Source organism: Streptomyces sp. B21-105, from assembly GCF_036898465.1.
In the GTDB taxonomy this organism is placed as follows: Bacteria; Actinomycetota; Actinomycetes; order Streptomycetales; family Streptomycetaceae; genus Streptomyces.
Map to the genome: position 1 here is coordinate 1,369,146 of NZ_JARUMJ010000001.1, position 25,262 is coordinate 1,394,407.

25 protein-coding genes are annotated in these 25,262 nt (G+C 72.3%); 14 read left to right on the plus strand and 11 right to left on the minus strand.

Annotation, left to right across the window (positions count from 1 at the left end; translation table 11 throughout):
• Positions 1 to 189: 189 nt before the first annotated feature.
• Positions 190 to 1,842: a purine-cytosine permease family protein gene (locus QA802_RS05860; protein WP_334518648.1), complete on the plus strand. Its 1,653-nt coding sequence runs from the start codon at positions 190 to 192 to the stop codon at positions 1,840 to 1,842.
• 223 nt (positions 1,843 to 2,065) lie between these two features.
• Here QA802_RS05860 and QA802_RS05865 read toward each other — a convergent pair whose 3' ends face one another.
• The 5 genes from QA802_RS05865 to QA802_RS05885 form a co-directional block, all read right to left on the minus strand.
• Positions 2,066 to 2,260, minus strand: coding sequence for a hypothetical protein (locus tag QA802_RS05865; RefSeq protein ID WP_334518649.1), 195 nt, complete (start codon positions 2,258 to 2,260; stop codon positions 2,066 to 2,068).
• Positions 2,261 to 2,423: 163 nt separating this feature from the next.
• Entirely contained in the window at positions 2,424 to 3,500 is a 1,077-nt protein-coding gene (locus QA802_RS05870) for an acyl-CoA dehydrogenase family protein (protein ID WP_334518650.1), read from the minus strand.
• Positions 3,497 to 4,681 (minus strand): acyl-CoA dehydrogenase family protein, encoded by a 1,185-nt coding sequence (locus QA802_RS05875; RefSeq protein WP_334518651.1) that lies wholly within the window; start codon positions 4,679 to 4,681, stop codon positions 3,497 to 3,499. Before QA802_RS05875 ends, QA802_RS05870 begins: the two co-directional genes overlap by 4 nt.
• A complete protein-coding gene (locus QA802_RS05880) occupies positions 4,678 to 5,649 on the minus strand; it encodes an NADPH:quinone oxidoreductase family protein (protein WP_334518653.1) in 972 nt (323 codons plus the stop codon). The genes QA802_RS05875 and QA802_RS05880 overlap by 4 nt, the downstream gene beginning before the upstream one ends.
• 104 nt (positions 5,650 to 5,753) lie before the next feature.
• Positions 5,754 to 6,326 carry a helix-turn-helix domain-containing protein gene (locus QA802_RS05885; RefSeq protein WP_334518655.1) on the minus strand — a complete coding sequence of 191 codons (573 nt, stop codon included), beginning with the start codon at positions 6,324 to 6,326 and terminating at the stop codon, positions 5,754 to 5,756.
• Positions 6,327 to 6,706: 380 nt separating this feature from the next.
• On the opposite strand from QA802_RS05885, the gene QA802_RS05890 reads away from it, so the two are divergent.
• From QA802_RS05890 to QA802_RS05905, 4 genes are all read left to right on the plus strand, one after another.
• Positions 6,707 to 8,245 (plus strand): ATP-dependent DNA ligase, encoded by a 1,539-nt coding sequence (locus QA802_RS05890; RefSeq protein WP_334518657.1) that lies wholly within the window; start codon positions 6,707 to 6,709, stop codon positions 8,243 to 8,245.
• Entirely contained in the window at positions 8,242 to 8,715 is a 474-nt protein-coding gene (locus QA802_RS05895; RefSeq protein WP_334518659.1) for an NUDIX hydrolase, read from the plus strand. The genes QA802_RS05890 and QA802_RS05895 overlap by 4 nt, the downstream gene beginning before the upstream one ends.
• Before the next feature lie 75 nt (positions 8,716 to 8,790).
• A complete protein-coding gene (locus QA802_RS05900; RefSeq protein WP_334518661.1) occupies positions 8,791 to 10,176 on the plus strand; it encodes an NADP-dependent succinic semialdehyde dehydrogenase in 1,386 nt (461 codons plus the stop codon).
• A gap of 25 nt (positions 10,177 to 10,201) precedes the next feature.
• Positions 10,202 to 10,438, plus strand: a complete 237-nt coding sequence (locus QA802_RS05905) for a DUF6213 family protein (RefSeq protein WP_319167239.1) — start codon at positions 10,202 to 10,204, stop codon at positions 10,436 to 10,438.
• 137 nt (positions 10,439 to 10,575) lie between these two features.
• Here the strand turns inward: QA802_RS05905 and QA802_RS05910 are convergent, their stop codons facing one another.
• On the minus strand, positions 10,576 to 11,802 hold the full coding sequence (locus QA802_RS05910) for an acyl-CoA dehydrogenase family protein (RefSeq protein WP_334518665.1): 1,227 nt from the start codon (positions 11,800 to 11,802) through the stop codon (positions 10,576 to 10,578).
• A 175-nt stretch (positions 11,803 to 11,977) separates the two neighbouring features.
• Here QA802_RS05910 and QA802_RS05915 point away from each other — a divergent pair, with 175 nt between their 5' ends.
• The gene (locus tag QA802_RS05915; RefSeq protein ID WP_334518667.1) at positions 11,978 to 12,622 is read left to right on the plus strand and encodes a TetR/AcrR family transcriptional regulator; all 645 of its coding nucleotides are present in this window, start codon (positions 11,978 to 11,980) and stop codon (positions 12,620 to 12,622) included.
• A gap of 155 nt (positions 12,623 to 12,777) precedes the next feature.
• On the opposite strand, the gene def is transcribed toward QA802_RS05915, so the two are convergent.
• Positions 12,778 to 13,323: a peptide deformylase gene (gene def / locus QA802_RS05920; protein WP_334518669.1), complete on the minus strand. Its 546-nt coding sequence runs from the start codon at positions 13,321 to 13,323 to the stop codon at positions 12,778 to 12,780.
• Between the two features lie 157 nt (positions 13,324 to 13,480).
• Between def and QA802_RS05925 the strand changes: the two genes are divergently transcribed.
• The 5 genes from QA802_RS05925 to QA802_RS05945 all read left to right on the plus strand — a co-directional run bounded on the left by QA802_RS05925 (position 13,481) and on the right by QA802_RS05945 (position 18,011).
• Positions 13,481 to 14,719, plus strand: coding sequence for a MurT ligase domain-containing protein (locus QA802_RS05925; protein ID WP_306954423.1), 1,239 nt, complete (start codon positions 13,481 to 13,483; stop codon positions 14,717 to 14,719).
• A 17-nt stretch (positions 14,720 to 14,736) separates the two neighbouring features.
• Positions 14,737 to 15,465, plus strand: a complete 729-nt coding sequence (locus tag QA802_RS05930; protein ID WP_057580791.1) for a type 1 glutamine amidotransferase — start codon at positions 14,737 to 14,739, stop codon at positions 15,463 to 15,465.
• A gap of 208 nt (positions 15,466 to 15,673) precedes the next feature.
• Entirely contained in the window at positions 15,674 to 16,699 is a 1,026-nt protein-coding gene (locus tag QA802_RS05935; RefSeq protein WP_334518673.1) for a 6-phosphofructokinase, read from the plus strand.
• A 129-nt stretch (positions 16,700 to 16,828) separates the two neighbouring features.
• A complete protein-coding gene (locus QA802_RS05940; protein ID WP_319167245.1) occupies positions 16,829 to 17,779 on the plus strand; it encodes a cytochrome c oxidase assembly protein in 951 nt (316 codons plus the stop codon).
• A 61-nt stretch (positions 17,780 to 17,840) separates the two neighbouring features.
• A complete protein-coding gene (locus QA802_RS05945; protein WP_107105273.1) occupies positions 17,841 to 18,011 on the plus strand; it encodes a hypothetical protein in 171 nt (56 codons plus the stop codon).
• A 57-nt stretch (positions 18,012 to 18,068) separates the two neighbouring features.
• Here QA802_RS05945 and QA802_RS05950 read toward each other — a convergent pair whose 3' ends face one another.
• The 4 genes from QA802_RS05950 to QA802_RS05965 are packed head-to-tail and all read right to left on the minus strand — an operon-like array spanning position 18,069 to position 22,162.
• A complete protein-coding gene (locus QA802_RS05950; protein ID WP_319167246.1) occupies positions 18,069 to 19,274 on the minus strand; it encodes a sensor histidine kinase in 1,206 nt (401 codons plus the stop codon).
• Complete coding sequence (locus QA802_RS05955) at positions 19,271 to 20,998, minus strand: sodium/solute symporter (protein ID WP_334518677.1); 1,728 nt, start codon at positions 20,996 to 20,998, stop codon at positions 19,271 to 19,273. Before QA802_RS05955 ends, QA802_RS05950 begins: the two co-directional genes overlap by 4 nt.
• Positions 20,999 to 21,011: 13 nt before the next feature.
• Positions 21,012 to 21,410 (minus strand): hypothetical protein, encoded by a 399-nt coding sequence (locus tag QA802_RS05960; RefSeq protein ID WP_334518679.1) that lies wholly within the window; start codon positions 21,408 to 21,410, stop codon positions 21,012 to 21,014.
• A 2-nt stretch (positions 21,411 to 21,412) separates the two neighbouring features.
• Positions 21,413 to 22,162, minus strand: coding sequence for a LytR/AlgR family response regulator transcription factor (locus QA802_RS05965; RefSeq protein WP_334518681.1), 750 nt, complete (start codon positions 22,160 to 22,162; stop codon positions 21,413 to 21,415).
• Between the two features lie 299 nt (positions 22,163 to 22,461).
• Between QA802_RS05965 and QA802_RS05970 the strand changes: the two genes are divergently transcribed.
• From QA802_RS05970 to rocD, 3 genes are all read left to right on the plus strand, one after another.
• On the plus strand, positions 22,462 to 22,947 hold the full coding sequence (locus tag QA802_RS05970) for an Lrp/AsnC family transcriptional regulator (RefSeq protein WP_319167250.1): 486 nt from the start codon (positions 22,462 to 22,464) through the stop codon (positions 22,945 to 22,947).
• A gap of 184 nt (positions 22,948 to 23,131) precedes the next feature.
• Entirely contained in the window at positions 23,132 to 23,944 is an 813-nt protein-coding gene (gene ddaH, locus QA802_RS05975) for a dimethylargininase (RefSeq protein ID WP_334518683.1), read from the plus strand.
• Positions 23,941 to 25,170, plus strand: coding sequence for an ornithine--oxo-acid transaminase (gene rocD, locus QA802_RS05980; protein ID WP_334518685.1), 1,230 nt, complete (start codon positions 23,941 to 23,943; stop codon positions 25,168 to 25,170). The genes ddaH and rocD overlap by 4 nt, the downstream gene beginning before the upstream one ends.
• Positions 25,171 to 25,262: the final 92 nt, after the last annotated feature.

Sequence of the window (25,262 nt, forward strand, 5' to 3'; positions counted from 1 at the left end):
GACAGCCGTGCCCGCAGCTCGACTTGACGTTCACGAGCGGTGAGTGCGGAAACCTGCCGTTCACCGCCTGAGGGACCGGGGGAAACACGCGGTTCCTAGCATCCGGTCGAGCACGCCGGGACACCGTCCCGCTCCTCCACCGCCTCCGCAGTCCGGGGGATCCCCGCCCCGGCTCTCGAAGGGCTGATCATGACGACCACCGAGTCATCCCCCACCGCCCCGCCGACGTCCCCCACCAGTCAGGCGACGAAGGAGACCCTGGAGGACTACACCCTCCGCTTCGCGCCCCGCAGTTACCGCCGCTGGACCCCCATGGTCGTCGCGACAACCGCCCTCGGCGGTATCGCCTACATGGCCGACTTCTCCATCGGCGCCGGCATCGGACTCGCCCACGGCACCGGCAACGCGCTCGTGGCGATCGCCGTCGCCGCGGTCGTCATCTTCGTCACCGGCTTCCCGCTCGCCTACTACGGCGCCCGCTACAACATCGACCTGGACCTGATCACCCGCGGCTCCGGCTTCGGCTACTACGGCTCGGTGCTGACCAGCGTCATCTTCGCGAGCTTCACCTTCATCTTCTTCGCCCTCGAGGGCTCGATCATGGCGCAGGGCCTGAAACTGGGGCTCGGACTCCCCCTGTGGCTGGGCTACCTGGTCTCCACGCTGATGGTGATACCGCTGGTGATCTACGGCATGAAGGCGCTCAGCAAGCTACAGGTGTGGACGACACCGGTCTGGCTGCTGCTGATGGTCGGCCCGCTGGTCTACCTGGTCGCCACCGACCCGGGCACGGTCGACCGCTTCCTCGCCTACGCCGGCACCGACGGCGAGGGCGGGGTCGACACCGCGTCCGTGCTGCTGGGCGCGGGCGTGTGCCTGTCGCTCATCGCGCAGATCGGCGAGCAGATCGACTACCTGCGTTTCATGCCGCCCAAGACCGAGGCGAACAAGCGCAGTTGGTGGACCGCCGTCATCATGGCCGGCCCCGGCTGGGTGATCCTCGGCGCGCTCAAGCAGGCCATCGGCGTGTTCCTCGCCGTGTACATCATCGCCGAGGTCGGCGCGGACGCCGCGCCCGAGCCGATCCAGCAGTTCAAGGGGGCGTTCGACGCGATGATGCCGTCCTGGCTCGTGATCCCGCTGGCCGTGGCACTCGTCGTGATCAGCCAGATCAAGATCAACGTGACCAACGCGTACTCCGGCTCGCTGGCCTGGACCAACTCCTTCACCCGCGTCACCCGGCACTACCCCGGCCGCATGGTCTTCGTCCTGGTCAACCTCGGCTTCGCGCTGGCCCTGATGGAGGCCGACATGTTCAGCTTCCTCAACGACATCCTCGGCTTCTACTCGAACTGCGCCATCGCCTGGGTGGTCACCGTCGCCACCGACATCGGCGTCAACAAGTACCTGCTGAAACTGTCGCCGCTGCAGCCGGAGTTCCGCCGCGGCATGCTGCACGCCGTGAACCCGGTGGGCGTCGTCGCCTTCGTCGCCGCGTCCGGTCTCTCCATCGCGATGTACTTCCACGCCCTCGGCGACACGCTCCAGCCGTACTCGCCCGTCGCCGCGGCCGTCATCGCGTTCGTCCTCACCCCCTTCATGGCCGCCGTCACCAAGGGCCGGTACTACCTCCGCCGCACGGAGGACGGCATCGACGAGGCCCTGCTCGACGCCGACGGCAACCCGGCGGCGACGACGTACGACTGCCACGTCTGCCACCAGTCCTACGAGCGCCCCGACGTGGCCGCCTGCCCGACCCACGACGCGGTCGTCTGCTCCCTGTGCCTGAGCACGGACAAGACGGGCGACCACGTGCTGCCCGAGCAGGCTCCGGTGGTCTGAGCCGTCACCGGGCAGTGACGAGGGGCCGCCCGGGTCCCTCGCGTGCCGTGCGGCCGGCGTCGGGGTCTTCGTCAGCTGACTCGGGACCACCGGACGCGCCCGGTGATCCCGGCGCCACCGGTGGTCCCGGGGTCCCGGCGCCCCCGGTGGTCCCGGTGGTCCCGGTGGTCCCGGTGGTCCCGGCGCCCCCGGCGCCCCCGGCGCCCCCGGTGGTCCCGGTGCCTCACGGCCGTAGGCCGCCGACGATGTCGGCCGTCGCCGTGAGGCCGCCGGCGATGGTGGGAGCCATGCTCGTGCCGGCCAGGAGGAACCCGAGCAGCAGACAGACCAGGGCGTGCGAGACCTTCAGTCCGCCGTTGCGGATGAAGATCACCGCCAGGACCAGCAGCAACAGCACCAGGGAAATCGAAACGGCCACCGTCAACCTCCTCCACGTCCGTTTTCGCAGCGTTCGGCCGCAAGTGTGGCGTAGCGGAGGTTTCGTCCGGGTGGCTGACCCGTCCGCCGAAGGAGTGGTGTCACGGAAAAGCCCGCCCCCTGGAACACCTCTGGGGGCGGGCCTCACCGGGTGGCGGCCGGGGTCAGGGGGCCCGCAGGTCGACGAGGTCGGCCACGGCGGCCCGGTGGGCGCCCGCGGTGCCGTAGGCGATCGAGTCGGCCTTGGCCCGCTTGAGGGCCAGGTGGACGGGGTGCTCCCAGGTCATGCCGATGCCGGCGTGCAGTTGCAGTGCCTCCTCGGCGGCGCGCACGGCGACTCCCGACGCGTAGGCCTGTGCGACGGCCGTCGCGAGATCGGCGTCCTCCCCGTTCGTCAGCGCGTCGGCCGCGGCGCGGGCGGCGGCCCGGAGGTTGACGACCTCCAGCCACAGCTGCGCCAGCCGGTGCTTGAGGGCCTGGAAGCCGCCGACGGACCGGTTGAACTGCTTGCGCTCCTTCAGGTAGCGCACAGTCTCGGTCAACGCCCATTCCGCCAGCCCGAGTTGCTCGGAGGCGAGCAGGGCGGCCCCGGCGCGCAGGGCGCGTCGCACGGCGGGTGCGGCGTCGCCGAGCCGAGCGCCGGCCGGCGCCCCGTCGAGGGTGACGGTCGCGAGGGGCCGGGTGAGGTCGAACGACACCTGCGGGGTGACCGTCACGGCCGAGGCGTCGACCGCGTACAGCCCGCCGTCGTCCGCGGGCACCAGCAGCAGGTCTGCGGCGACGGCGTCGGCGATGCCGGTCAGCTCGCCGGACAGCAGCCCGTTCTCGAGTCGTACGGCCGGGAAGGCGGCGCCGGGGGCGGTGTGCAGCCCCACGGCGAGCGCGCCGACCGTGGTCGCCGACGCCAGTCGCGCGAGCAGGTCGTCGGCGCCGCACCCCAGCAGCGCCTCGGTGGCCACGACCGCGCTCGTCAGGTAGGGCACGGGCGCGACCGCCCGCCCCAGTTCCTCGAGGACGACGGCCGCCTCCCGGTGGGTGGCGCCCTGTCCGTCCAGCTCCTCGGGGATCAGCAGGCCGGCGAGGCCCATGTCGCCGGTGAGCGTCTTCCACAGGGAGACGTCGTGCGGCGCGTCCGACTCGGTCCGTGCGATGACGGCGGCCGGGTCGAGGCGGTCGGTCAGCAGGTCCCGGACCGCCGACCGCAGCGCCTCTTCCTCTTCGGAGTAGAGAAGATCGGTCATCGGGCGAGGTCCTTCCAGGCGACGTCCTTGTCGGTGCGCGGCTCGGACGGCAGGCCCAGGACGCGCTCGGCGACGATGTTCAGCAGGACCTCGCTGGTCCCGCCCTCGATGCTGTTGCCCTTGGAGCGCAGGTAGCGGTACCCGGCGTCGCGGCCGGTGAAGTCCACGAGCTCCGGGCGGCGCATCGTCCAGTCGTCGTACAACAGGCCTTCCTCGCCGCGCAGTTCCACCTCCAGGCCGCTGATCTCCTGGTTGAGGCGGGCGAAGGCGAGCTTCATGCCGGCGCCCTCGGGGCCGGGCTGGCCCGACGCGAGCTGCTGGCGCAGACGTTCGCCGGTGAGGCGGGCCACCTCGGCCTCCACCCACAGCTTCAGCAGCCGCTGGTGCAGGTCGTGGGTGCGCAGTTCGGGCCGTTCGCGCCAGGTCCTGGCGACCGGGCCGATCATGCCGCCCTCGCGGGGCAGCCGCATGCCGCCGATGGCGACGCGTTCGTTGTTGAGCGTGGTCTGCGCGACCCGCCAGCCGTCGCCGATCTCGCCGAGCCGACGCGAGTCGGGGATGCGGACGTCGGTGAGGAAGACCTCGTTGAACTCGGCCTCGCCGGTGATCTGGCGCAGCGGCCGCACCTCGACGCCCGGGTCGGTCATGTCGCAGAGGAAGTAGGTGATGCCCGCATGCTTGGGCGCGTCCGGGTCGGTGCGGGCGATGAGGATGGCCCAGCGGGCGACGTGGGCGCTGGACGTCCACACCTTCTGCCCGTCGACGACCCAGTCCCCGTCGCCCCCACGGACGGCACGCGTGCCGAGCGCGGCCAGGTCGGAGCCGGCGCCGGGCTCGCTGAACAGCTGGCACCAGACCTCCTCACCCGTCCACAGCGGCCGCAGGAACCGCTGCTTCTGCTCGTCGGTGCCGTACTTGAGGATCGTCGGCGCGGCCATGCCGAGGCCGATGCCGATGCGGCGGGGGTCGTTGTCGGGGGCTCCCGCGGCCTCCAGCGCGGCGTCGACGACGGCCTGGAGGGATCGGGGCGCGCCGAGGCCGCCGAGGCCCTCCGGGTAGTGCACCCAGGCGAGTCCCGCGTCGAAGCGGGCTTCCAGGAAGTCCGCCCGGTCGGTCGTGGCGGGCGGGTGCTCGGCCAGCAACCGCGCCGTGCGGCGCTGGAGTTCGGCTGCGTCGGTCATGCGGCGGCTCCGTTCTGCGGTACGACGGCGACCCGGCCGGTGGTGACGCCGTCGGCGACCCGCTGCACGGCGGCCGCGGCCCCGTCGAGCGGCGTGCGCTCGCTGATCAGCGGCTTGATCGCACCGCGGGCGGCCAGGTCGGTGAGCTGCTCGTGGCAGTGCTGGACCAGCTTGGGGTTCTTCGTGTTGTACAGGCCCCAGTGCAGGCCGAGGATCGCGTAGTTCTTCACCAGCGCGTGATTCAGCGCGGGGGTCGGGATGGTCCCGCTCGCGAAGCCGACGACCACGATCCGGCCCTCGAACGCGACGGTCTTGGCGGACTGCGCGTAGGCCTCGCCGCCGACGGGGTCGTAGATCACGTCGGCGCCCCGGCCGCCGGTGGCCTCCTTCACGGCGGCGACGACGTCCTCGGCGTGCCGGTCGATCACCGTGTCGCAGCCCAGCTCCCGGGCGACGGCCGCCTTCCCGGCGCCGCCCACGACGCCGATGACCCTGGCGCCCGCGGCCTTCCCGAGCTGTACGGCCGCGCTGCCGACGCCTCCGGCGGCGGCGTGCACGAGCAGGGTCTCGCCGGCTTCGAGGCGCGCTCTGCGGTGCAGTCCGAACCAGCCGGTCTGGTAGCCGATGTGCAGGGCGGCGGCCTCGGCGTCGTCCAGCGACTCGGGGGCGGGCAGCAGGACGGCGGCGTCCGCGACGGCGTACTCGGCGAAGCCGCCGTGCGGCAGGGCCGGGTTGGCGATGACACGGCGGCCGTCCTCGGTCTCGCCGCAGATCTCCACGCCCGGGGTGAACGGCAGCGGCGGCCGGACCTGGTAGTGGCCCCGGCACATCAGCACGTCCGGGAAGTTGATGTTCGCGGCGCGCACCCTGAGCAGGACCTGGCCCTCGCCGGGCGTGGGCCGCTCCACGTCCGCGAGCCGCATCACCTCGCTCGGCTCGCCGTTCTCGTGCACCTGCCATGCCTGCATGCGGAGCCTCCACGGGACTGCGTCGTCGGACCCTGGTCGTCCTCGTAACCCTGGCCTCGTGCATACTAAGCGGTCGCTTGCCCTCTGGGGAACCGTTGCGCGCGTCACCTCTGCGACGGCCGCGCCCGCACGTGCATCCGCTCGCCCTGCGGCCCGAAGAGACTGAGGAACTCGGCGGGCCCCTCTCCGGTCGATCCGAACCAGTGCGGCACGCGCGTGTCGAACTCGGCGGCCTCCCCCGCCGTCATCACCACGTCGTGCTCGGCGAGCACCACCCGCAGCCGCCCGGACATCACGTACAGCCACTCGTAGCCCTCGTGGGTGCGCGGCTCCGGCTCCTCATCGCGCTGCGGCACCAGCACCTTGAAGGCCTGCGGTCCGCCGGGCTGCCGGGACAGCGGCCAGAAGGTGCGCCCGTGCCGCACCAGGGGCTTGGCGCGCACCCGGGGATCGCTGACCGGGGGCGCCCCGACCAGCTCGTCCAGCGGCACCTGGTGGGCCTGCGCGATCGGCAGCAGCAGCTCCAGGCTGGGCTTGCGCAACCCGGACTCCAGCCGCGACAGGGTGCTGACGGAGATGCCGGTCGCCCCGGACAGCGTCGCGAGCGTCACCTCGCGCTCCTTGCGGATCCGGCGCAGCCGGGGACCGACCTCCGCGAGAACGTCATCGGTAGTCATGCCCCCAGCTTGCGGAATCGGCAAAGGCGTTTGTCAATCCCGTGCCCGGGCGGCGACGGTGGCTGCGGAGGTGGTCACCCCGAGATGTACGAAGTGATCGTCGTCGGCGGCGGCGCCGCGGGGCTGCCGCCGGCGCTCGTCCTGTGACGGGCCGGCGCAGCACACTGGTGAGCGACGCGGGCGAGGGGAGCAGGTCGTGACCGCGGCCGGCCGCGGCTGTCGGGCCGCCGCCGCGACCAACGGGGAACTGCTCCTGGCGAACCTCGGCGCAGCGCCCCAGGGTCGCGGGGAACTGCGCGACCGGCCACAACGCGCCCGCAGACGAAAAGCAGTCCCTTCGTCGGCGTGTCAACCCGCGGAGCGCGTTGCACCATGGCTGCATGTTGCTGACCCGGCTCGCCGACGTGTCCCGGGAGGTCGCCGCCGTCCCGGCGCGCTCCCGCAAGATCGCCCTGCTCGCCGAACTCTTCCGGGAGGCGGATGCCGAGGACGCCCCCCTCGTCATCCCCTACCTGGCCGGGCGGCTCCCCCAGGGCCGCCTGGGCGTCGGGTGGAAGGTGCTGAGCCGTCCGGTCGCCCCGGCCGACGAGCCGACGCTCTCCGTGCGGGAGGCGGATGCCCTGCTCACCGAGCTCGGCACGGTCTCGGGCCCCGGATCGCAGGCCGAACGGGCGCGGCTGGTGGGCGAGTTGATGGGTGCGGCCACCGCGGACGAACAGCGCTTCCTGCTCGGCCTCATCACCGGCGAGGTCCGGCAGGGCGCGCTGGACGCCGTCGCCGTGGAGGGACTGGCGCAGGCGACCGGCGCGCCCGCGGCGGACGTGCGGCGGGCGGTGATGCTGGCCGGGTCGCTGCAGTCGGTGGCGCGGGCGCTGCTCACGGAGGGACCCGCGGCGCTTCAGTCGTTCCGGCTCACCGTGGGCCGCCCGGTGCAGCCGATGCTCGCGCACACCGCGGCCTCCGTCACCGAGGCGGTCGGCAGGCTCGGCGCGTGCGCGGTGGAGGAGAAGCTGGACGGCATCCGCGTCCAGGTGCACCGCGACGGCGACGACGTGCGCCTGTACACCCGCACCCTGGACGACATCACCGACCGCCTGCCCGAGGTGACCCGGGCGGCGCGAGGGCTGGCCGGGTCGCGTTTCGTCCTGGACGGCGAGGTCCTCGCCCTCGACGGGGCGGGTCGCCCGCGTTCCTTCCAGGAGACCGCCGGCCGGGTCGGCTCCCGGGTGGACGTGGCGACGGCCGCGGCGGCGGTGCCGGTCTCCCCCGTCTTCTTCGACGTGTTGTCCGTGGACGGACGGGACCTGCTCGACCTGCCGTTCGCCGAGCGGCACGCGGAGCTGGCCCGGCTGGCGCCCGAGCCGATGCGGGTGCGCCGCACCCTCGTGTCGGGCCCCGAGGACGCCGACGCGGCGGAGGAGTTCTCCAGGCAGACGCTGCTGCGCGGCCACGAGGGCGTCGTCGTCAAGGCGCTGGACGCCCCCTACAGCGCGGGCCGGCGCGGCGCGTCCTGGCTGAAGGTCAAGCCCGTGCACACCCTCGACCTGGTGGTCCTGGCCGCCGAATGGGGCCACGGGCGGCGCACCGGCAAGCTCTCCAACCTGCACCTCGGCGCCCGCGCGCGGGACGGCGGGTTCGTGATGCTCGGCAAGACCTTCAAGGGCATGACCGACGCGATGCTGACCTGGCAGACGGAGCGCCTGCGGGGGCTGGCCGTCGAGGAGAACGGGTACGTGGTGACCGTCCGCCCCGAACTCGTCGTCGAGATCGCCTACGACGGACTGCAGCGCTCCACCCGCTACCCGGCCGGCGTCACCCTGCGCTTCGCCCGCGTGCTGCGCTACCGCGAGGACAAACGGCCCGAGGAGGCGGACACGGTGGAGACCCTGCTCGCCGCCCACCCGCAGGTGCGCCCGTGACCGCGCGCACAAGTGCCGGCCTGCTGTTGTTCCGGCACGCCGAAAAGGGCCTGGAGGTGTTGCTGGGCCATATGGGCGGCCCCTACTTCGCGAAGAAGGACGCCGGCGCGTGGACCGTCCCCAAGGGCGAGTACGCGTCCGACGAGCCCGCCTGGGAGGCGGCCCGACGCGAGTTCCGCGAGGAGCTGGGGCTGGAGCCGCCCGACGGTGAGCCGATCGCGCTCGGCGAGGTGCGGCAGACCGGCGGCAAGACCGTCACGGTGTGGGCCGTCGAGGCGGATCTCGACCCGGCCGCCGTCGAGCCGGGCACGTTCACCATGGAGTGGCCGCCCCGCTCGGGCCGCACCCGGGAGTTCCCGGAACTCGACAGGGTCGCCTGGTACGGCCTGGACCGCGCGCGTGAGGTGATCGTCACGGCGCAGGCCGCGTTTCTGGACCGGTTGGCGGAGCACTCGTCACCGAGCGCCTGAGCGGACGCGTACGCGTTGCGGTGTCCGGTACGGCGCGCGAAGGTCAAAGCACAGCCAGCCCCCAGGAGGTCGGTCATGCCCATCGCGACGGTGAACCCGGCGAACGGCGAGACGCTCGAGACGTACGAGGCCATGGACGCGGAGGAGCTGGAACGCCGGCTCCAGCTCGCCGAGGCCACCTTCCGCACGTACCGGACGACGACGTTCCCCGAACGCGCACGGCTGCTGAACCGGGCCGCCGACCTGCTCGACGAGGACCGGCCGGAGATCGCCCGGACCATGACCGTCGAGATGGGCAAACCGGTCAGGCAGGCGCGGGCCGAGGCCGCGAAGTGCGCCAAGGCGATGCGCTGGTACGCCGAGCACGCGCGGGAACTGCTCGCCGACGAGGAGCCGTCCGCCGCCGACGTGAAGGACTCCGGCGGCTCGCGCGCCGTGGTCCGGTACCGGCCGCTGGGTCCGGTGCTCGCGGTGATGCCGTGGAACTTCCCGCTGTGGCAGGTCGTGCGGTTCGCCGCGCCCGCGCTGATGGCGGGCAACGTGGGCCTGCTCAAGCACGCCTCGAACGTCCCGCGGACCGCCCTGTACCTGGAGGAGCTGTTCCACCGGGCCGGTTTCCCCGAGGGCTGCTTCCAGACGCTGCTGGTCGGTTCGGGCGCGGTGGACGAGATCCTGCGCGACGAACGCGTCAAGGCGGCGACCCTGACGGGCAGCGAGCCGGCCGGCCGGGCCGTCGCCGCCACCGCCGGCGAGATGATCAAGAAGACGGTGCTGGAGCTGGGCGGCAGCGACCCGTACGTGGTGATGCCGTCCGCGGACGTCGACCGGGCGGCCGAGGTCGCGGTGACCGCGCGGGTGCAGAACAACGGGCAGTCGTGCATCGCCGCCAAGCGGTTCATCGTTCACACGGACGTGTACGACGCGTTCGTCGAGCGGTTCGTCGCGGGCATGGCGGCGCTGAAGGTCGGGGATCCGCTGGAGGAGGAGACGGACATCGGCCCGCTGGCGAGCGAACAGGGGCGGTCCGACCTGGAGGAACTGGTGGACGACGCGCGGCGCTCGGGGGCCGAGGTGCTGTGCGGCGGCGAGCGGCCCGACGGGCCCGGCTGGTACTACCCGCCGACCGTCCTGGCCGGTGTCACGCGGGAGATGCGCATCCACCGCGAGGAGGCGTTCGGGCCGGTGGCGACCGTGTACCGGGCGGCCGACCTGGACGCGGCGGTGCTCATCGCCAACGACTCGCCGTTCGGGCTGAGTTCCAACGTGTGGACGCGTGACGAGGCCGAGGTCGACCGGTTCGTCCGGGATCTGGAGGCCGGCGGGGTGTTCGTCAACGGGATGACCGCGTCCCATCCGGGGTTCCCGTTCGGCGGGGTGAAGCGGTCCGGATACGGCCGTGAGCTGTCCGGGCACGGAATCCGGGAGTTCTGCAACATCACCACGGTTTGGCACGGTGCGTGACCGCCGCGCGGCTACGATCCCCGATGTGAACCGCGAAGTGACCCTGCCCCTGATCGTCGACGACCGCGGGACCTTGCAGGTGACCGCGGCGGACGTGAGCAAGCTGCTCCGCACGCTGGGGGGCCGGTGGCTGCATCTCGTCGAGGCCGGGGCGGAGGGTCTCGACGAGGACACCGTCGCCGCGTTGACGATCGAGCTCGCCAAGCTCGCCGACCGCATCGACGTGGCCTGCATCGCCCACAGCAGCGGGGGGACTTCGTAGGGGACCGGTCCGCTGCCGGGTGCGGGTGCGTCGTGGCTTGTCGCGCAGTTCCCCGCGCCCCTTGGGTCCGTCCACTGCACCCGCCTTCAGGCGCGGGGAACTGCGCGAACAGCCCCCACGCGCCCGCGGCCGGCGCACTACCGGATGGACATCCCGGAGAGCGTCCTGGCGATCACCAGGCGCTGGATCTCGCTCGTGCCTTCGAAAATGGTGTAGATCGCCGCGTCGCGGTGCATGCGCTCCACCGGGTACTCGCGGGTGTAGCCGTTGCCGCCGAGGATCTGGATGGCCTGCGCGGTGACCTTCTTCGCCGTCTCGCTGGCGTACAGCTTCGACATCGAGCCCTCGGCGGCGGTGAACGGCTTGCCGTTGACCGCCATCCAGGAGGCGCGCCAGACCAGCAGCCGCGCGGCGTCGATCTGGGTGCGCATGTCCGCGAGCTGGAAGGCGACGCCCTGGTTGTCGATGATCGGGCGGCCGAACTGCTCACGCGTCTTGGCGTAGTCGAGGGCGACCTCGTAGGCGGCGCGGGCCGTGCCGACGGCCATCGCGCCGACGGCGGGGCGCGATGCCTCGAACGTGGCCATCGCCGCGTTCTTCACCCTCTCGCCGCCCGTCTTCGCCCGCTCGCGGGCCCGCGCCAGCCGCTCGTCCAGCTTCTCCTTGCCGCCGAGCAGGCAGGCGCCGGGGACCCGCACGTTGTCGAGGACGACCTCGGCGGTGTGCGAGGCGCGGATGCCGTGCTTCTTGAACTTCTGGCCCTGGGCGAGCCCCGGGGTGCCCGGCGGGACGATGAAGGAGGCGTGCCCCTTGGAGCCGAGCTCGGGGTCCACGGCCGCGACGACCACGTGGACGTTGGCGATGCCGCCGTTGGTCGCCCAGGTCTTGGTCCCGTTGAGCACCCACTCGTCCTTGGCCTCGTCGTACACGGCCCGGGTGCGCAGGGAGGCCACGTCGGAGCCGGCGTCGGGCTCGGAGGAGCAGAAGGCGGCCACCTTGACGTCGTTCGCGTCGCCGTACATCTGCGGGATCCAGGTGCCGATCTGCTCCTCGGTCCCGTTGGCGAGGACGCCCACGGCGGCCAGCCCGGTGCCCACGATGGACAGGGCGATGCCCGCGTCGCCCCAGAACAGCTCCTCCATGGCCATCGGGATGCCGAGGCCGGTGGGGTCGAAGTACTGCTGCGCGTAGAAGTCGAGGGAGTAGATGCCGACCTTCGCGGCCTCCTGGATGACCGGCCAGGGAGTCTCCTCACGCTCGTCCCATTCGGCTGCCGCGGGGCGGATGACGTCGGCGGCGAAGCCGTGCAGCCAGTCCCGGACCTCCTTCTGTTCGTCGTTGAGCTCCATGGTGAACTCGGCCATGTCCCCTCCAGCGGCGGTGCGTGTTACTAGCGGTAACAGGGAGTCTGTTACCGGTCGGTAGAAAAAGTCAACTCCTGATGACGGCACAGGAGCCCTTCCACCCGTTCGATGTCAGGCTGCTGTCAGGTGTTAGTTTGCGCAGGCGTCAGCGAAACAGCACGGGTGGGGAGAGCACATGGACACCACGCAGCGGACCGAGCAGCAAAGGTCCGCCGACCGCCGACGGCGCGAGTTGCTGGAGGCCGCCGACCGGGTGGTGCTGCGCGAAGGCCCCCAGGCTTCCATGAACGCCATCGCGGCGGAGGCCGGCATCACCAAACCCATCCTCTACCGCCACTTCGGCGACAAGGGCGGACTCTACGCCGCTCTCGCCACCCGGCACACGGACGCCCTGCTCGACTCGCTGCGCGCCGCGCTCGACGCGCCCGCCGAACGGCGGGAACGGGTCGAGGCGACCCTCGACACCTACCTCGCCGCGATCGAGGCCCGGCCGCAGGTGTACCGGTTCCTGATGCACCCTGCCGACACCGGTACCGGCCCCGACCAGGGCTTCGACGTCGGCAAGCACAGCGCGCCCCTGCTGCGCCGGATGGGCGAGGAGCTGGCCCAGGTGATCGAGGAGCGGCTGGATCTCGGTCCCGGCAGCCAGCAGCTCGCCCGGGTGTGGGGACACGGGATCGTCGGGATGATGCACGCGGCGGGCGACTGGTGGCTGGGCGAGCGGCCGTGCTCGCGGGCCGAACTGGTGCGGAGCCTGGCCGACCTGCTGTGGGGTCGCCTCGCTGCGGCCGGCGACAAGGTGGGCGGCCCCGGCTTCTGACGCCGGGCCGGCGGCGGGCACGGGTGCGGGCCGCAGGACCCGCCACCCTCACCCCGCACGGCGACCGGAAACCGGAAACCGCAGACCGGTACGGCCCGGCCCGAACAGGCCCGCCCCCTGACGAACCCGCCCCGGGCCCGCCACGGACGGAAGGACTAGGGCGCGTTGTGCCAGGAGGCGCGGCGCACCTGGCGGGTCAGCCGTCTGGCGCGCCAGCCCGAGACCCGGTCCGCGTACACCGTGCCCTCCAGGTGGTCGCACTCGTGCTGCAGGCATCTGGCGAAGAATCCCGTGCCGTGGACCCGCAGCCGCTCCCCCGTCATCGTGCGGCCCTCGACCACGGCGTGGTCGTGGCGCTCCGTCCCCGCCTCCAGCCCCGGCAGGGACAGACAGCCCTCGGGGCCGCGCAGGACCAGTCCGTCGGCCTCGACCAGACGCGGGTTCACCACATGGCCCACATGACGGACGTCCTCGTCGTCGGGGCAGTCGTAGACGAACACCCGCAGCGCCTCCCCGACCTGGTTGGCCGCCAGGCCGACGCCCTGGGCCGCGTACATCGTCGCGAACATGTCCTCGACGAGACGGGCGAGTTGGGGGCCGAAGTCGGTGACGTCCTCGCAACGGGTGTGCAGGGCGGGGTCGCCGAGCAGGGTGAGGGGCCGGACGCGCCCGCGGGCGCCCGGGATGGAGCCGTGTCGCATGGCGGCAAGGGTACGGTCCTTTCTGACACGCGCATGCCGCGCGCGACGTGAAGCGGTGCCGGGATTCGGGAGTGCGAATGGATCTCGATAGGCTGACCGCCTACCACGTTGCCGTACGGCAGAGGCGCGGCGCGTACGCAAGGAGGATCGAGAACTGATGGCAGGCAACTCGGACCCGCTCACGCCGCGGGCCAAGATCGCCGTGACCGCGGGCAAGGCGGTCGCGGCGGCGTCGCGCGCCGCGGGGCGCGGCAGCGGTTCGGTGATCGGCGGCCGGGTGGCGCTCAAACTCGACCCCGACCTCCTCGCCAGGCTCGCCCAGAACCTGGACGTGGTCCTCGTCTCGGCGACCAACGGCAAGACCACCACCACCCGGCTGATCGCCGAGGCGCTGCGCGCCGCCGGCCCGGTCGTGTCCAACGCGCTCGGCGCCAACATGCCGGCCGGCATCACCTCGGCCCTCGCGGGCGGCTCCGATGCCCGCTACGGCGTCATCGAGGTCGACGAGAAGTACCTCGCGGGCGTCGCCCGGGACACCGCCCCCAAGTGCATCGCGCTCCTCAACCTCTCCCGCGACCAGCTGGACCGCGCCGCCGAGACCCGGATGCTCGCGGAGAACTGGCGTGAGGGGCTCGCCGGCTCCAAGGCCGTCGTGGTCGCCAACGCCGACGACCCGCTGGTGGTCTGGGCGGCCTCCTCCTCGCCCAACGTCGTCTGGGTCGCCGCCGGCCAGATGTGGAAGGACGACGCCTGGTCGTGCCCGTCCTGCGGCGGCGTCATGCAGCGGCCCGGCGACGACTGGTTCTGCGGCGAGTGCGGCTTCCGCCGTCCGACGCCGAGCTGGGCGCTCTCCGGCGACCACGTCATCGACCCGCACGGGTCGGCCTGGCCGATCCACCTCCAGCTGCCCGGCCGCGCCAACAAGGCCAACGCCGCCTCGTCCGCCGCCGTGGCCGCCGTCTTCGGCGTGCCGCCGCAGGTGGCGCTCGAGCGGATGTACGCGGTGCAGGCCGTCGCCGGGCGCTATGACGTCGTCCAGTTCCAGGGGCGCGACCTCCGGCTGCTGCTGGCGAAGAACCCGGCCGGCTGGCTCGAGACGTTCAGCCTGATCGACCCGCCGCCGACCCCGGTCATCCTCTCGGTGAACGCGCGCGGCGCCGACGGCACCGACACCTCCTGGCTGTGGGACGTCGACTACACGCGGCTGACCGGCCACCCGATCTTCGTCGTCGGCGACCGGAAGCTGGACCTCGCGGTGCGCCTCGAGGTCGCGAACCAGCACTTCCAGGTCTGCGAGAACCTCGACCAGGCCGTGCAGCAGGCGCCGCCCGGCCGCATCGAGGTCATCGCGAACTACACCGCGTTCCAGGACCTGCGCCGCCGCGTCGGCAACTGACTTCGAAGGACGTTTCCATGAGCGACAACCAACTGCGGCTGGTGTGGATCTACCCGGACCTGCTGAGCACCTACGGCGACCAGGGCAACGCCCTCGTCGTCGAGCGCCGCGCGCGCCAGCGCGGTCTCGACGTGGCCCGGCTCGACGTGCGCAGCGACCAGCCGATCCCGACCTCCGGCGACATCTACCTCATCGGCGGCGGCGAGGACCGGCCGCAGCGGCTCGCGGCGGAGCGGCTGCGCCGGGACGCGCACCTGTACCAGGCGGTGAACAACGGCGCGATCGTGTTCGCGGTCTGCGCCGGCTACCAGATCCTCGGCCACGAGTTCGTCAACGACCTCGGCCAGCGCGAGCCGGGCCTCGGCCTGCTGGACGTGACGACGACGCGCGGCGAGGGCGAGCGGTGCGTCGGCGACGTCCTCGGCGACATCGACCCGCGGCTCGGCCTGCCCCAGCTGACCGGGTTCGAGAACCACCAGGGCGTCACCCACCTCGGTCCGACCGCCCGTCCGCTGGCCCGCGTCCAGCTCGGGAAGGGCAACGGCACCGGCGACGGCACGGAGGGCGCGTACAACGACACCGTGTTCGGCACGTACATGCACGGCCCGGTGCTGGCGCGCAACCCGCTGATCGCCGACCTGCTGCTGAAGCTGGCGCTCGACGTGAACGCGCTGCCGCCGATCGACGACCGCTGGTACGAGGCGCTGCGCAGCGAGCGCATCGCCGCCGCTCAGCAGCCCGCGTGAGCCGACCGCCCGCGTGACCTGTACGTTCACCTGATCTTCGGGGCGCCGTCAGCAGCCCGTCTGACGGCGCGTCCGCACAGGTGAGCAGGTGCGTCCAGCAGGCGGACGCATGCTTCGGCCCCGCCCCCTCCTGCCGCTAGGGTGGCGGGGATTCGAGCCGGACAGTGTGGTCCGGACCAGGCCCACGTGGAGAAGGTTGTTTCGGGCTATGCGCATTGGTGTCCTCACGTCCGGCGGCGACTGCCCCGGCCTGAACGCCGTCATCCGGTCCGTCGTGCACCGCGCCGTCGTGGACCACGGCGACGAGGTCATCGGCTTCCGGGACGGCTGGAAGGGCCTCCTGGAGTGCGACTACCTCAAGCTCGACCTCGACGCGGTGGGCGGCATCCTCGCCCGCGGCGGCACCATCCTCGGTTCCTCGCGGGTCCAGCCCTCGCATCTGCGGGACGGCGTGGAGCGGGCCAAGGGCCATGTCCAGGACCTCGGTCTCGACGCGATCATCCCGATCGGCGGTGAGGGCACCCTCAAGGCGGCCCGGCTGATGTCCGACAGCGGGCTGCCCGTCGTCGGCGTGCCGAAGACCATCGACAACGACATCGCCGTCACCGACGTCACCTTCGGCTTCGACACCGCCGTCGGCGTCGCGACCGACGCGCTGGACCGGCTGAAGACCACCGCCGAGTCGCACCAGCGGGTGCTGGTGGTCGAGGTCATGGGGCGGCACACCGGCTGGATAGCGCTGCACTCCGGCATGGCGGCCGGCGCGCACGCCATCGTCGTGCCGGAACGGCCCTTCGACATCGACGAGCTGGCCCGCCGGGTCGGCGAGCGGTTCGAGGCGGGCAAGCGGTTCGCGATCGTGGTCGCCGCGGAGGGCGCCAAGCCCGCCCCCGGCGGCATGGCCTTCGACGAGGGCGCCAAGGACGTCTACGGGCACGAGCGGTTCGCCGGCATCGCCCGGCAGCTCTCCATCGAGCTGGAGTCCCGGCTCGGCAAGGAGGCCCGGCCGGTCATCCTGGGGCATGTGCAGCGCGGCGGCACGCCGACCGCCTACGACAGGGTGCTGGCCACGCGGTTCGGCTGGCACGCGGTGGAGGCCGTGCACCGCGGCGAGTTCGGCCACATGACGGCCCTGCGCGGCACGGACATCGTGATGGTGCCGCTGGCGGAGGCCGTGGAAACGCTGAAGACGGTCCCCGAGGAGCGCTACGCCGAGGCGGAGACCGTCCTGTAGCCGAGACGGAGACCCTCCTGCGGAAGGGCCACGACTCCTGCCGCCCCCGGTGACGATGATCGCCGGGGGCGGTTCTACTCTTGGGGCGGCAGGAAACGTACAACCCCCCACGAATCAGGAGCCGGCGCAATGGACCACGGCGGGCACGGCATGACGATGGATCTGCCGCCGTTCACGCTGGGACGTGGCCTTCAGTGGTCGGCGGACCCGTTCTTCCTCGTCGCCTGTCTTGTGGGGCTCGGACTGTACGGGTGGGGCGTGCTGCGGCTGCGGCGGCGCGGGGACGCCTGGCCGGTCGGGCGGACGGTGTCGTTCGTCGTCGGCGTGCTGACCGTGATGCTGGTGATGTGCACCGGGCTGAACGACTACGGCATGGTCATGTTCAGCGTGCACATGGTGCAGCACATGGTGATCAGCATGCTGTCGCCGATCCTGCTGCTGCTCGGAGCTCCCATGACGCTCGCGCTGCGTGCGCTGCCGGCCGCCGGCCGGGGCCGCAAGGGGCCGCGTGAGCTGCTGCTGATGCTCCTGCACAGCCGCTACATGCGGATCGTCACCCATCCCGCGTTCACCATCCCGCTGTTCATCGCGAGCCTCTACGCCCTCTACTTCACCCCGCTGTTCGACTTCCTGATGGGCTCGAAGACGGGGCACGTCGCGATGATGGTGCACTTCCTCGCCGTCGGCGTGGTGTTCTTCTGGCCGATCATCGGCGTGGATCCGGGTCCGCACCGGCCGGGCCATCTGATGCGGATGCTGGAGCTGTTCGCGGGCATGCCGTTCCACGCGTTCTTCGGCATCGCGCTGATGATGGCGTCGGAGCCGATGGTGAAGACGTTCGAGAACCCGCCGGCCTCCCTCGGCATCGACGCGCTCGCCGACCAGAACGCGGCCGGCGGCATCGCCTGGGCGTTCAGCGAGATCCCGTCCGTGCTGGTGCTGATCGCGCTGCTGTTCCAGTGGTACGGCTCCGAGCAGCGCCAGGCGAGGCGCACGGACCGGGCCGCCGACCGGGACGGGGACCAGGAGCTGGAGGCCTACAACGCCTATCTTGCGTCACTCGACGCACGCGGGCGCTGATCCCGGGGCACCATGGAGGGGGACCCGCCCGGCGGAGGGCGGCCCTGAGGAGGGTGTCGCGATGGCCGGTACCACAGACAGTTCCACGAAGACCATGGGGGTGCTCACCGTCGGCGGTCTCGTCGCGGTGACCGCCTACACGGTGGCGCTCGGCAGCAACGGCTGGCTGTGGTTCGGCTGGGTGGTGCTCGGGCTGATCACGCTCGCCCTGGTCGTGATGCGGACCACCTGATCAACGGGGGCCGAGGCGGTCATCCCGGGCCGAGCTGATCATCGGGGGCCGAGGCGGTCATCCGGGGCCGAGGCGGGCCGCGGAGTGCACGCCCGGCTGGTATTTCGGCAGCCGGGCGGTGATCTTCATACCCGCGCCGAGGGCCGTCTCGATGACCAGGCCGTGGTCGTCGCCGTAGACCTGACGCAGCCGGTCGTCCACGTTGGACAGGCCGATGCCGCCGGAGGGGCCGACCTCGCCGGCCAGGATGCGGCGCAGCGCCACCGGGTCCATGCCGGCGCCGTCGTCCTCGATCACGACGAGGGCCTCGGCGCCGGCGTCCTGCGCGGTGATCTGGATGTGGCAGGTGCCTGCCTTGCCCTCCAGGCCGTGCTTGACGGCGTTCTCCACCAGCGGCTGGAGGCAGAGGAAGGGCAGTGCCACCGGGAGCACCTCGGGGGCGATCTGCAGGGTCACGGCGAGGCGGTCGCCGAAGCGTGCCCGTACCAGCGCCAGGTAGTGGTCGATGGCGTGCAGCTCGTCGGCGAGGGTGGTGAAGTCGCCGTGTCTGCGGAACGAGTAGCGGGTGAAGTCGGCGAACTCCAGCAGCAGTTCGCGGGCGCGCTCGGGGTCGGTGCGCACGAACGAGGCGATCACTGCGAGGGAGTTGAAGATGAAGTGCGGGGAGATCTGGGCGCGCAGCGCCTTGATCTCCGCCTCGATCAGCCGGGTGCGCGACTGGTCGAGGTCGGCCAGCTCCAGTTGGACGCTGACCCAGCGGGCCACCTCGCCGGCCGCCCGGACCAGCACGGCGGACTCGCGGGGCGCGCAGGCGACGAGCGCGCCGTGCACCCGGTCGTCGACGGTGAGCGGGGCGACCACGGCCCAGCGGACGGGGCAGTCGGCGTGCTCGCAGGCCAGGCGGAAGGCCTCGCCGCGGCCGCTGTCCAGCGGACCGGCCAGCCGCTCCATGATCTCGGCGCGGTGATGGGATCCCACCCCGTCCCAGACCAGCACCTGCTCCTCGTCGGTCAGGCACAGGGCGTCCGTGCCGAGCAGGGTACGCAGTCTTCGGGCCGACCTGCGGGCGGTCTCCTCGGTGAGTCCGGCCCGCAGCGGGGGCGCGGCGAGGGACGCGGTGTGCAGGGTCTGGAAGGTGGCGTGCTCGACGGGGGTGCCGAGGCCGCCGAGACGTTCCGGGCGCCCGGTCCGCCGCCCGAGCCAGAATCCGGCGGCGAGGAACGGCAGGATCGCGATGCAGACGCCCGCGAGGAAGCCGCTCACGGCTTCGCCTCCGCCGCCGCCTGCGCGGTGCGCAGTTCCTCCGGCAGGTGGAAGCGGGCCAGGATCGCGGAGGTGCCGGAGGGGACGCGGTTCGGGGTGGCCAGGGACACCAGGATCATGGTGAGGAAGCCGAGCGGCACGGACCACAGGGCGGGCCAGGCGAGCAGGGCGTGCGCCGGGCCCGCGCCGGGCAGGCCGGCCATGGTCGCGGCGACGGCGACGAACGCCGACCCGCCGCCGACCAGCATCCCGGCGGCCGCGCCGGGCGGCGTCAGCCGGCGCCACCAGATGCCGAGCACCAGCAGCGGGCAGAACGAGGACGCCGACACCGCGAAGGCCAGCCCCACGGCGTCGGCCACCGGCAGTCCGCCCACCAGCAGGCTGGCGGCCAGCGGCACGGCCATGGCGAGTCCGGTGCCGAGCCGGAAGTGCCGGACGCCGCGGGTCGGCAGGACGTCCTGGGCGAGCACCCCGGCCACGGCCATCGTCAGTCCGGACGCGGTGGACAGGAACGCGGCGAAGGCGCCGCCGGCGACCAGCGCGCCGAGCAGTTCGCCGCCGAGGCCGCCGATCATCCGGTCGGGCAGCAGCAGGACGGCCGCGTCCGCGTCGCCGCTGAGGGCGAGCTCGGGTGTGTAGAGGCGGCCGAGGGCGCCGTAGACGGGCGGCAGGAGGTAGAACGCGCCGATCAGGGCGAGGACGGCGACCGTGGTGCGGCGGGCGGCGACGCCGTGCGGGCTGGTGTAGAAGCGCACGACGACGTGCGGCAGGCCCATGGTGCCGAGGAACGTCGCGAGGATCAGCCCGTAGGTGGCGTACAGGGGCCGTTCCTCGCGGCTCGCGGCGAGCGAGGTGGACATGCCGCCGCCGGGTCCGCGCTCGGCGGCGGGGACCGCGGCGCCCTCGGTGAAGGTGAGGCGGGCTCCGCGCTCGATGCGGTGGGTGCCGGCGGGCAGCCGGAGCACCGCGTCCTCGTGCGGGCGGCCGTCGACGGTGCCGTCCACGGTCACGGTCAGCGGGCGGTCCAGTTTCAGGTGCAGGGTGTCGCCGACCCGGACGACCCGCTGGTCGCGGAAGGCCGCCGGCTCCTCGAAGACGTCGCGGGGTGCGCCGTCGCTCTGCCAGGCGAGGACCAGGAAGAGGACGGGGACGAGGAGGGCGGTGAGCTTGAGCCAGTACTGGAAGGCCTGCACGAAGGTGATGCTGCGCATGCCGCCCGCGGCGACGGTGGCCGTGACGACCAACGCGACGATCAGCCCGCCGAGGGAGTCGGGGGCGCCGGTGAGGACCGTCAACGTCAGTCCGGCGCCCTGGAGTTGGGGCAGCAGGTAGAGCCAGCCCACGCCCACGACGAAGGCGCCCGCGAGCCGTCTCACGGCCTGCGAGGCGAGCCGCGCCTCGGCGAAGTCGGGGAGGGTGTAGGCGCCGGAGCGGCGCAGCGGGGCGGCGACGAAGAGCAGCAGGACCAGGTAGCCGGCGGTGTAGCCGACCGGGTACCAGAGCATGTCCGGGCCCTGGACGAGGACGAGGCCCGCGATGCCGAGGAAGGAGGCGGCGGAGAGGTACTCGCCGCTGATGGCGGCCGCGTTGAGGCGGGGGCCGACGGTTCGGGAGGCCACGTAGAAGTCGGAGGTGGTGCGGGAGATGCGCAGGCCGAAGGCGCCGACGAGCACGGTCGCGACGACCACGAGGGCGACGGCGGGGACGGCGAAGGTCGAGTTCATGCTCGCACCGTCCTCACCGGTCCTCGACCAGCCGGACGAAGTCCCGTTCGTTGCGCTCGGCGCGGCGCACGTACCACCGGGCGAGCAGGACGAGCGGGGCGTACAGGCAGAAGCCGAGGACCGCCCATTCGAGCCGGTGGGCGCCGGGCATCGACGCGAAGAGCAGCGGCAGCGGGCCGACGAGGAGCACGAGGACGGCGAACACCGTGAGCGCGGCGCGCAGCTGGGATCGCATCAGGGAGCGGACGTAGGTGTCGCCCAGGGTCGTCTGCTCGTCGATCTCGGTGCGCGGGCGGTAGTAGCCGGAGGTGTGCGGGTAGCGTCCGCGTGAGCGGAGCCGGGCGTGGGCAAGGGTGCGGCGGCCGGGGCGGGTGACGACGACACGTCGTTCGACGGGGTCCTGATGGGGCACGGTCAGGTCCGCCTCATCAGCAGGTCCCGCAGTTCGCGCGCGTGCCGACGGCTGACCTGGAGTTCCTCGCCGCCGACGAGGACGCTCACGGTGCCCGCGTCGAGCCGGAGTTCGCCGATGTGGCGCAGCGCGACGAGATGGCGGCGGTGGATGCGGACGAAGCCACGGGCGCTCCAGCGGTCCTCCAGGGTGGACAGCGGGATGCGGACGAGGTGGCTGCCGCGGTCGGTGTGCAGCCGGGCGTAGTCGCCCTGCGCCTCGACGTGCGTGATGTCGTCGACGGCGACGAAGCGGGTCACGCCGCCGAGTTCGACGGGTATGTGGTCGGGGTCGGGTTCGTGGACCGGGATGCGGGGCGCGGTCCCGCGCTGTTCGGCGGCCCGGCGGACGGCCTCCGCGAGGCGTTCCTTGCGGACCGGTTTGAGGACGTAGTCGACGGCCTTGAGGTCGAAGGCCTGGACGGCGAAGTCCTCGTGCGCGGTGACGAAGACGACCAGCGGGGGCCGGGCGAAGCCGGTGAGCAGGCGGGCCAGGTCGAGGCCGTCGAGGCCGGGCATCTGGATGTCGAGGAAGACGACGTCGACGGCTTCGGGGCCGTCGGGTCCGGACTCCAGGGCGCGGTTGATGCGGCGCAGCGCCTCGGTCGCGTCGCCCGCGCCCTCCACGCTGCCGATGCGGGGGTCGGCGGAGAGCAGGTAGAGCAGCTCCTCCAGCGAGGGGCGTTCGTCGTCGACGGCGAGGGCGCGCAGCATGAAGGTGGAGTGTAGGGGCTGTCGTTTGAATCAGGTCGCAGGGCATCGGCGGAACCTGTCGACGCCGGTGAGCGGGAGCTGGTGCGTGCAGTCGCAAGGCGGAGGAGGGCGTCGACGCGATGGGGGTCCCCCCGCTCGAGCGCAGCCGAGAGTGGGGGAGTCGGCAACCGACGACAACGCCGCAGATGTGCGTGCCGGCCCCCGCGTCTGCGTGGTGATCGAAACGACAGCCCCTAAGGGCGATCGGCGCGGCGGGACACGTACGGGGCCTGGACGTTCCCGCTGGATACAGTGCGGGCATGAACGACGGCGGCGTCCTTTTCGACGATCTCGACCGGAAGATCATCACCGCGTTGATGGCGAACGCCAGGACGAGCTTCGCCGAGATCGGCACGGCCGTCGGGCTGTCCTCGACGGCCGTCAAGCGCCGGGTGGACCGGCTGCGGGACACCGGGGTGATCACGGGGTTCACGGCCACCGTGCAGCCGGCGGCGCTGGGCTGGAGCACGGAGGCGTACGTCGAGGTGTACTGCGAGGGCGCCGCCCCGCCGAGGCGGCTGGCGGAGGTGGTGCGCAACCATCCGGAGATCACCGCGGCGATGACGGTGACGGGCGGCGCGGACGCGCTGCTGCATGTGCGGGCGCGGGACGTGGAGCACTTCGAGGAGGTGCTGGAGCGGATCCGGGTCGAGCCGTTCATCCGGAAGACGATCAGCGTGATGGTGCTGTCGCATCTGCTGCCGGAGAGCCCGGAGGCGGGCGCGACGCAGCCCGCTCCCGAATAAACCTGCGAATAGTCCTGCTACGACGCAGCGAATCTGCGTCGACCGGGCCAATCACGCAGTGTTCGTGCGTGAACACGCAATATTCGTTGCTTGTCGGGCCTCCCCGTCGGTTCCTACCGTGGTGTCAACCCTCAGTCGACTCCACAGCAAGGTCGACACCGCAGGAAAACGGAGGAACCCCTCTGTGTCCGAAAGCCGTGTGCGGCGCCCCCGGCGCTTCCTCGTCTGCGAACCCAGACACTTCGCGGTGCAGTACGCGATCAATCCCTGGATGCATCCCGACACCCCCGTCGACGTCGATCTCGCCCAGGAGCAGTGGCAGAGGCTGATCAGCGTCTACCGCGGCCACGGTCACACCGTGGACACCGTGGAGCCGGCCCCCGGCCTCCCGGACATGGTCTTCGCCGCGAACTCGGCGGTGGTCGTCGCGGGCCGTGTCTTCGGGTCCCTGTTCCACGCGCCCGAGCGGCGCCCTGAGTCCGTCCACTACGACACCTGGTTCAAGGCGGCGGGCTACGACGTCCACCGGCCGGAGTCCGTCTGCGAGGGCGAGGGCGACCTGGTGTGGACGGGCCGGTACGTGCTGGCCGGCACCGGGTTCCGCACGACCCGTGAGGCGCACCGGGAGGTGCAGGAGTTCTTCGGCCACCCGGTGATCAGCCTGACCCTGGTGGACCCGCACTTCTACCACCTGGACACGGCGCTGTTCGTCCTCGACGACGACAACGTCTCGTACTACCCGGAGGCGTTCTCGCAGGGCAGCCGCGAGGTGCTCGCCCGGCTGTATCCGGACGCGGTGCTCGCCACCCGCGACGACGCCATGGCGTTCGGCCTGAACTCGGTGTCCGACGGCCGCCACGTGTTCATCGCGCCCCGGGCCGAGGCCCTCGCCGCCCGGCTCGGCGAGCGCGGCTACGTCCCCGTCCCCGTCGACCTATCGGAGTTCCAGAAGGCCGGCGGCGGCATCAAGTGCTGCACTCAGGAGATCCGTTCATGACCGCACCCGTCGTCCCGACGCGCTCCTCCGCCGATCTGATCCGCGCCGAGGAGCCGGTCCTCGCGCACAACTACCACCCGCTGCCCGTGGTCGTCGCGAGTGCCGAGGGCGCGTGGGTGCGCGACGTCGAGGGCCGCCGCTACCTCGACATGCTGGCCGGCTACTCGGCCCTCAACTTCGGCCACCGGCACCCGGCCCTGGTCGAGGCGGCCCACCGTCAGCTGGACCGTCTCACGCTGACCTCCCGCGCCTTCCACAACGACCGCCTGGCCGAGTTCGCCGAGCGGCTCGCGGCGTTGACCGGTCTGGACATGGTCCTGCCGATGAACACGGGCGCGGAGGCGGTGGAGAGCGGGGTGAAGGTGGCCCGCAAGTGGGCGTACGAGGTGAAGGGCGTCCCCGCCGACCGGGCGACGATCGTGGTCGCCGCCGACAACTTCCACGGCCGCACCACGACGATCGTGAGCTTCTCGACGGACGAGACGGCCCGGGCGGGCTTCGGCCCGTTCACGCCGGGTTTCCGGGTCGTCCCGTACAACGACCTGGCCGCGCTGGAGGCGGCGGTCGACGAGACGACGGCGGCGGTGCTGATCGAGCCGATCCAGGGCGAGGCCGGCGTCGTGATCCCCGACGACGGCTATCTGGCCGGGGTGCGGGAGCTGACCCGCCGGACGAACTGCCTGTTCGTCGCGGACGAGATCCAGTCCGGGCTCGGGCGGACCGGGCGGACGCTGGCCGTGGAGCACGAGGGGGTGGCGCCCGACGTGCTGCTCCTCGGCAAGGCGCTGGGCGGCGGCATCGTGCCGGTGTCGGCGGTGGTGGCCCGCCGGGAGGTGCTGTCGGTGCTGCGGCCCGGCGAGCACGGGTCGACGTTCGGCGGCAACCCGCTGGCGGCCGCGGTCGGTACGGCGGTGGTGGAGCTGCTGGAGACGGGTGAGTTCCAGCGCCGGGCGGCCGAGCTGGGCGTCGTGCTGCGCGAGGGCCTGACCGCGCTGGTCGGCAGGGGTGTCGTCGGCTTCCGCTCGCGCGGGCTGTGGGCGGGCGTCGACGTCGACCCGGCCCTCGGCACGGGCCGTGAGGTGAGCGAGCGCCTCATGCGCGAGGGCGTCCTGGTCAAGGACACGCACGGCTCGACGATCCGGCTGGCGCCGCCGCTGACCATCACCGGCGACGAACTGGCCGCGGCGTTGGGCGCGTTGGAGCGGGCGCTGACCCAGGGCGCCTGACGGGTCCGCCGTCGCCCCGGGGCGGGCGCGGGCGCGTCCCGCGTCGCCCCGGGTGGCTCGAGCGCACGTGCGCAGGCAGGGTGAAGATTGGG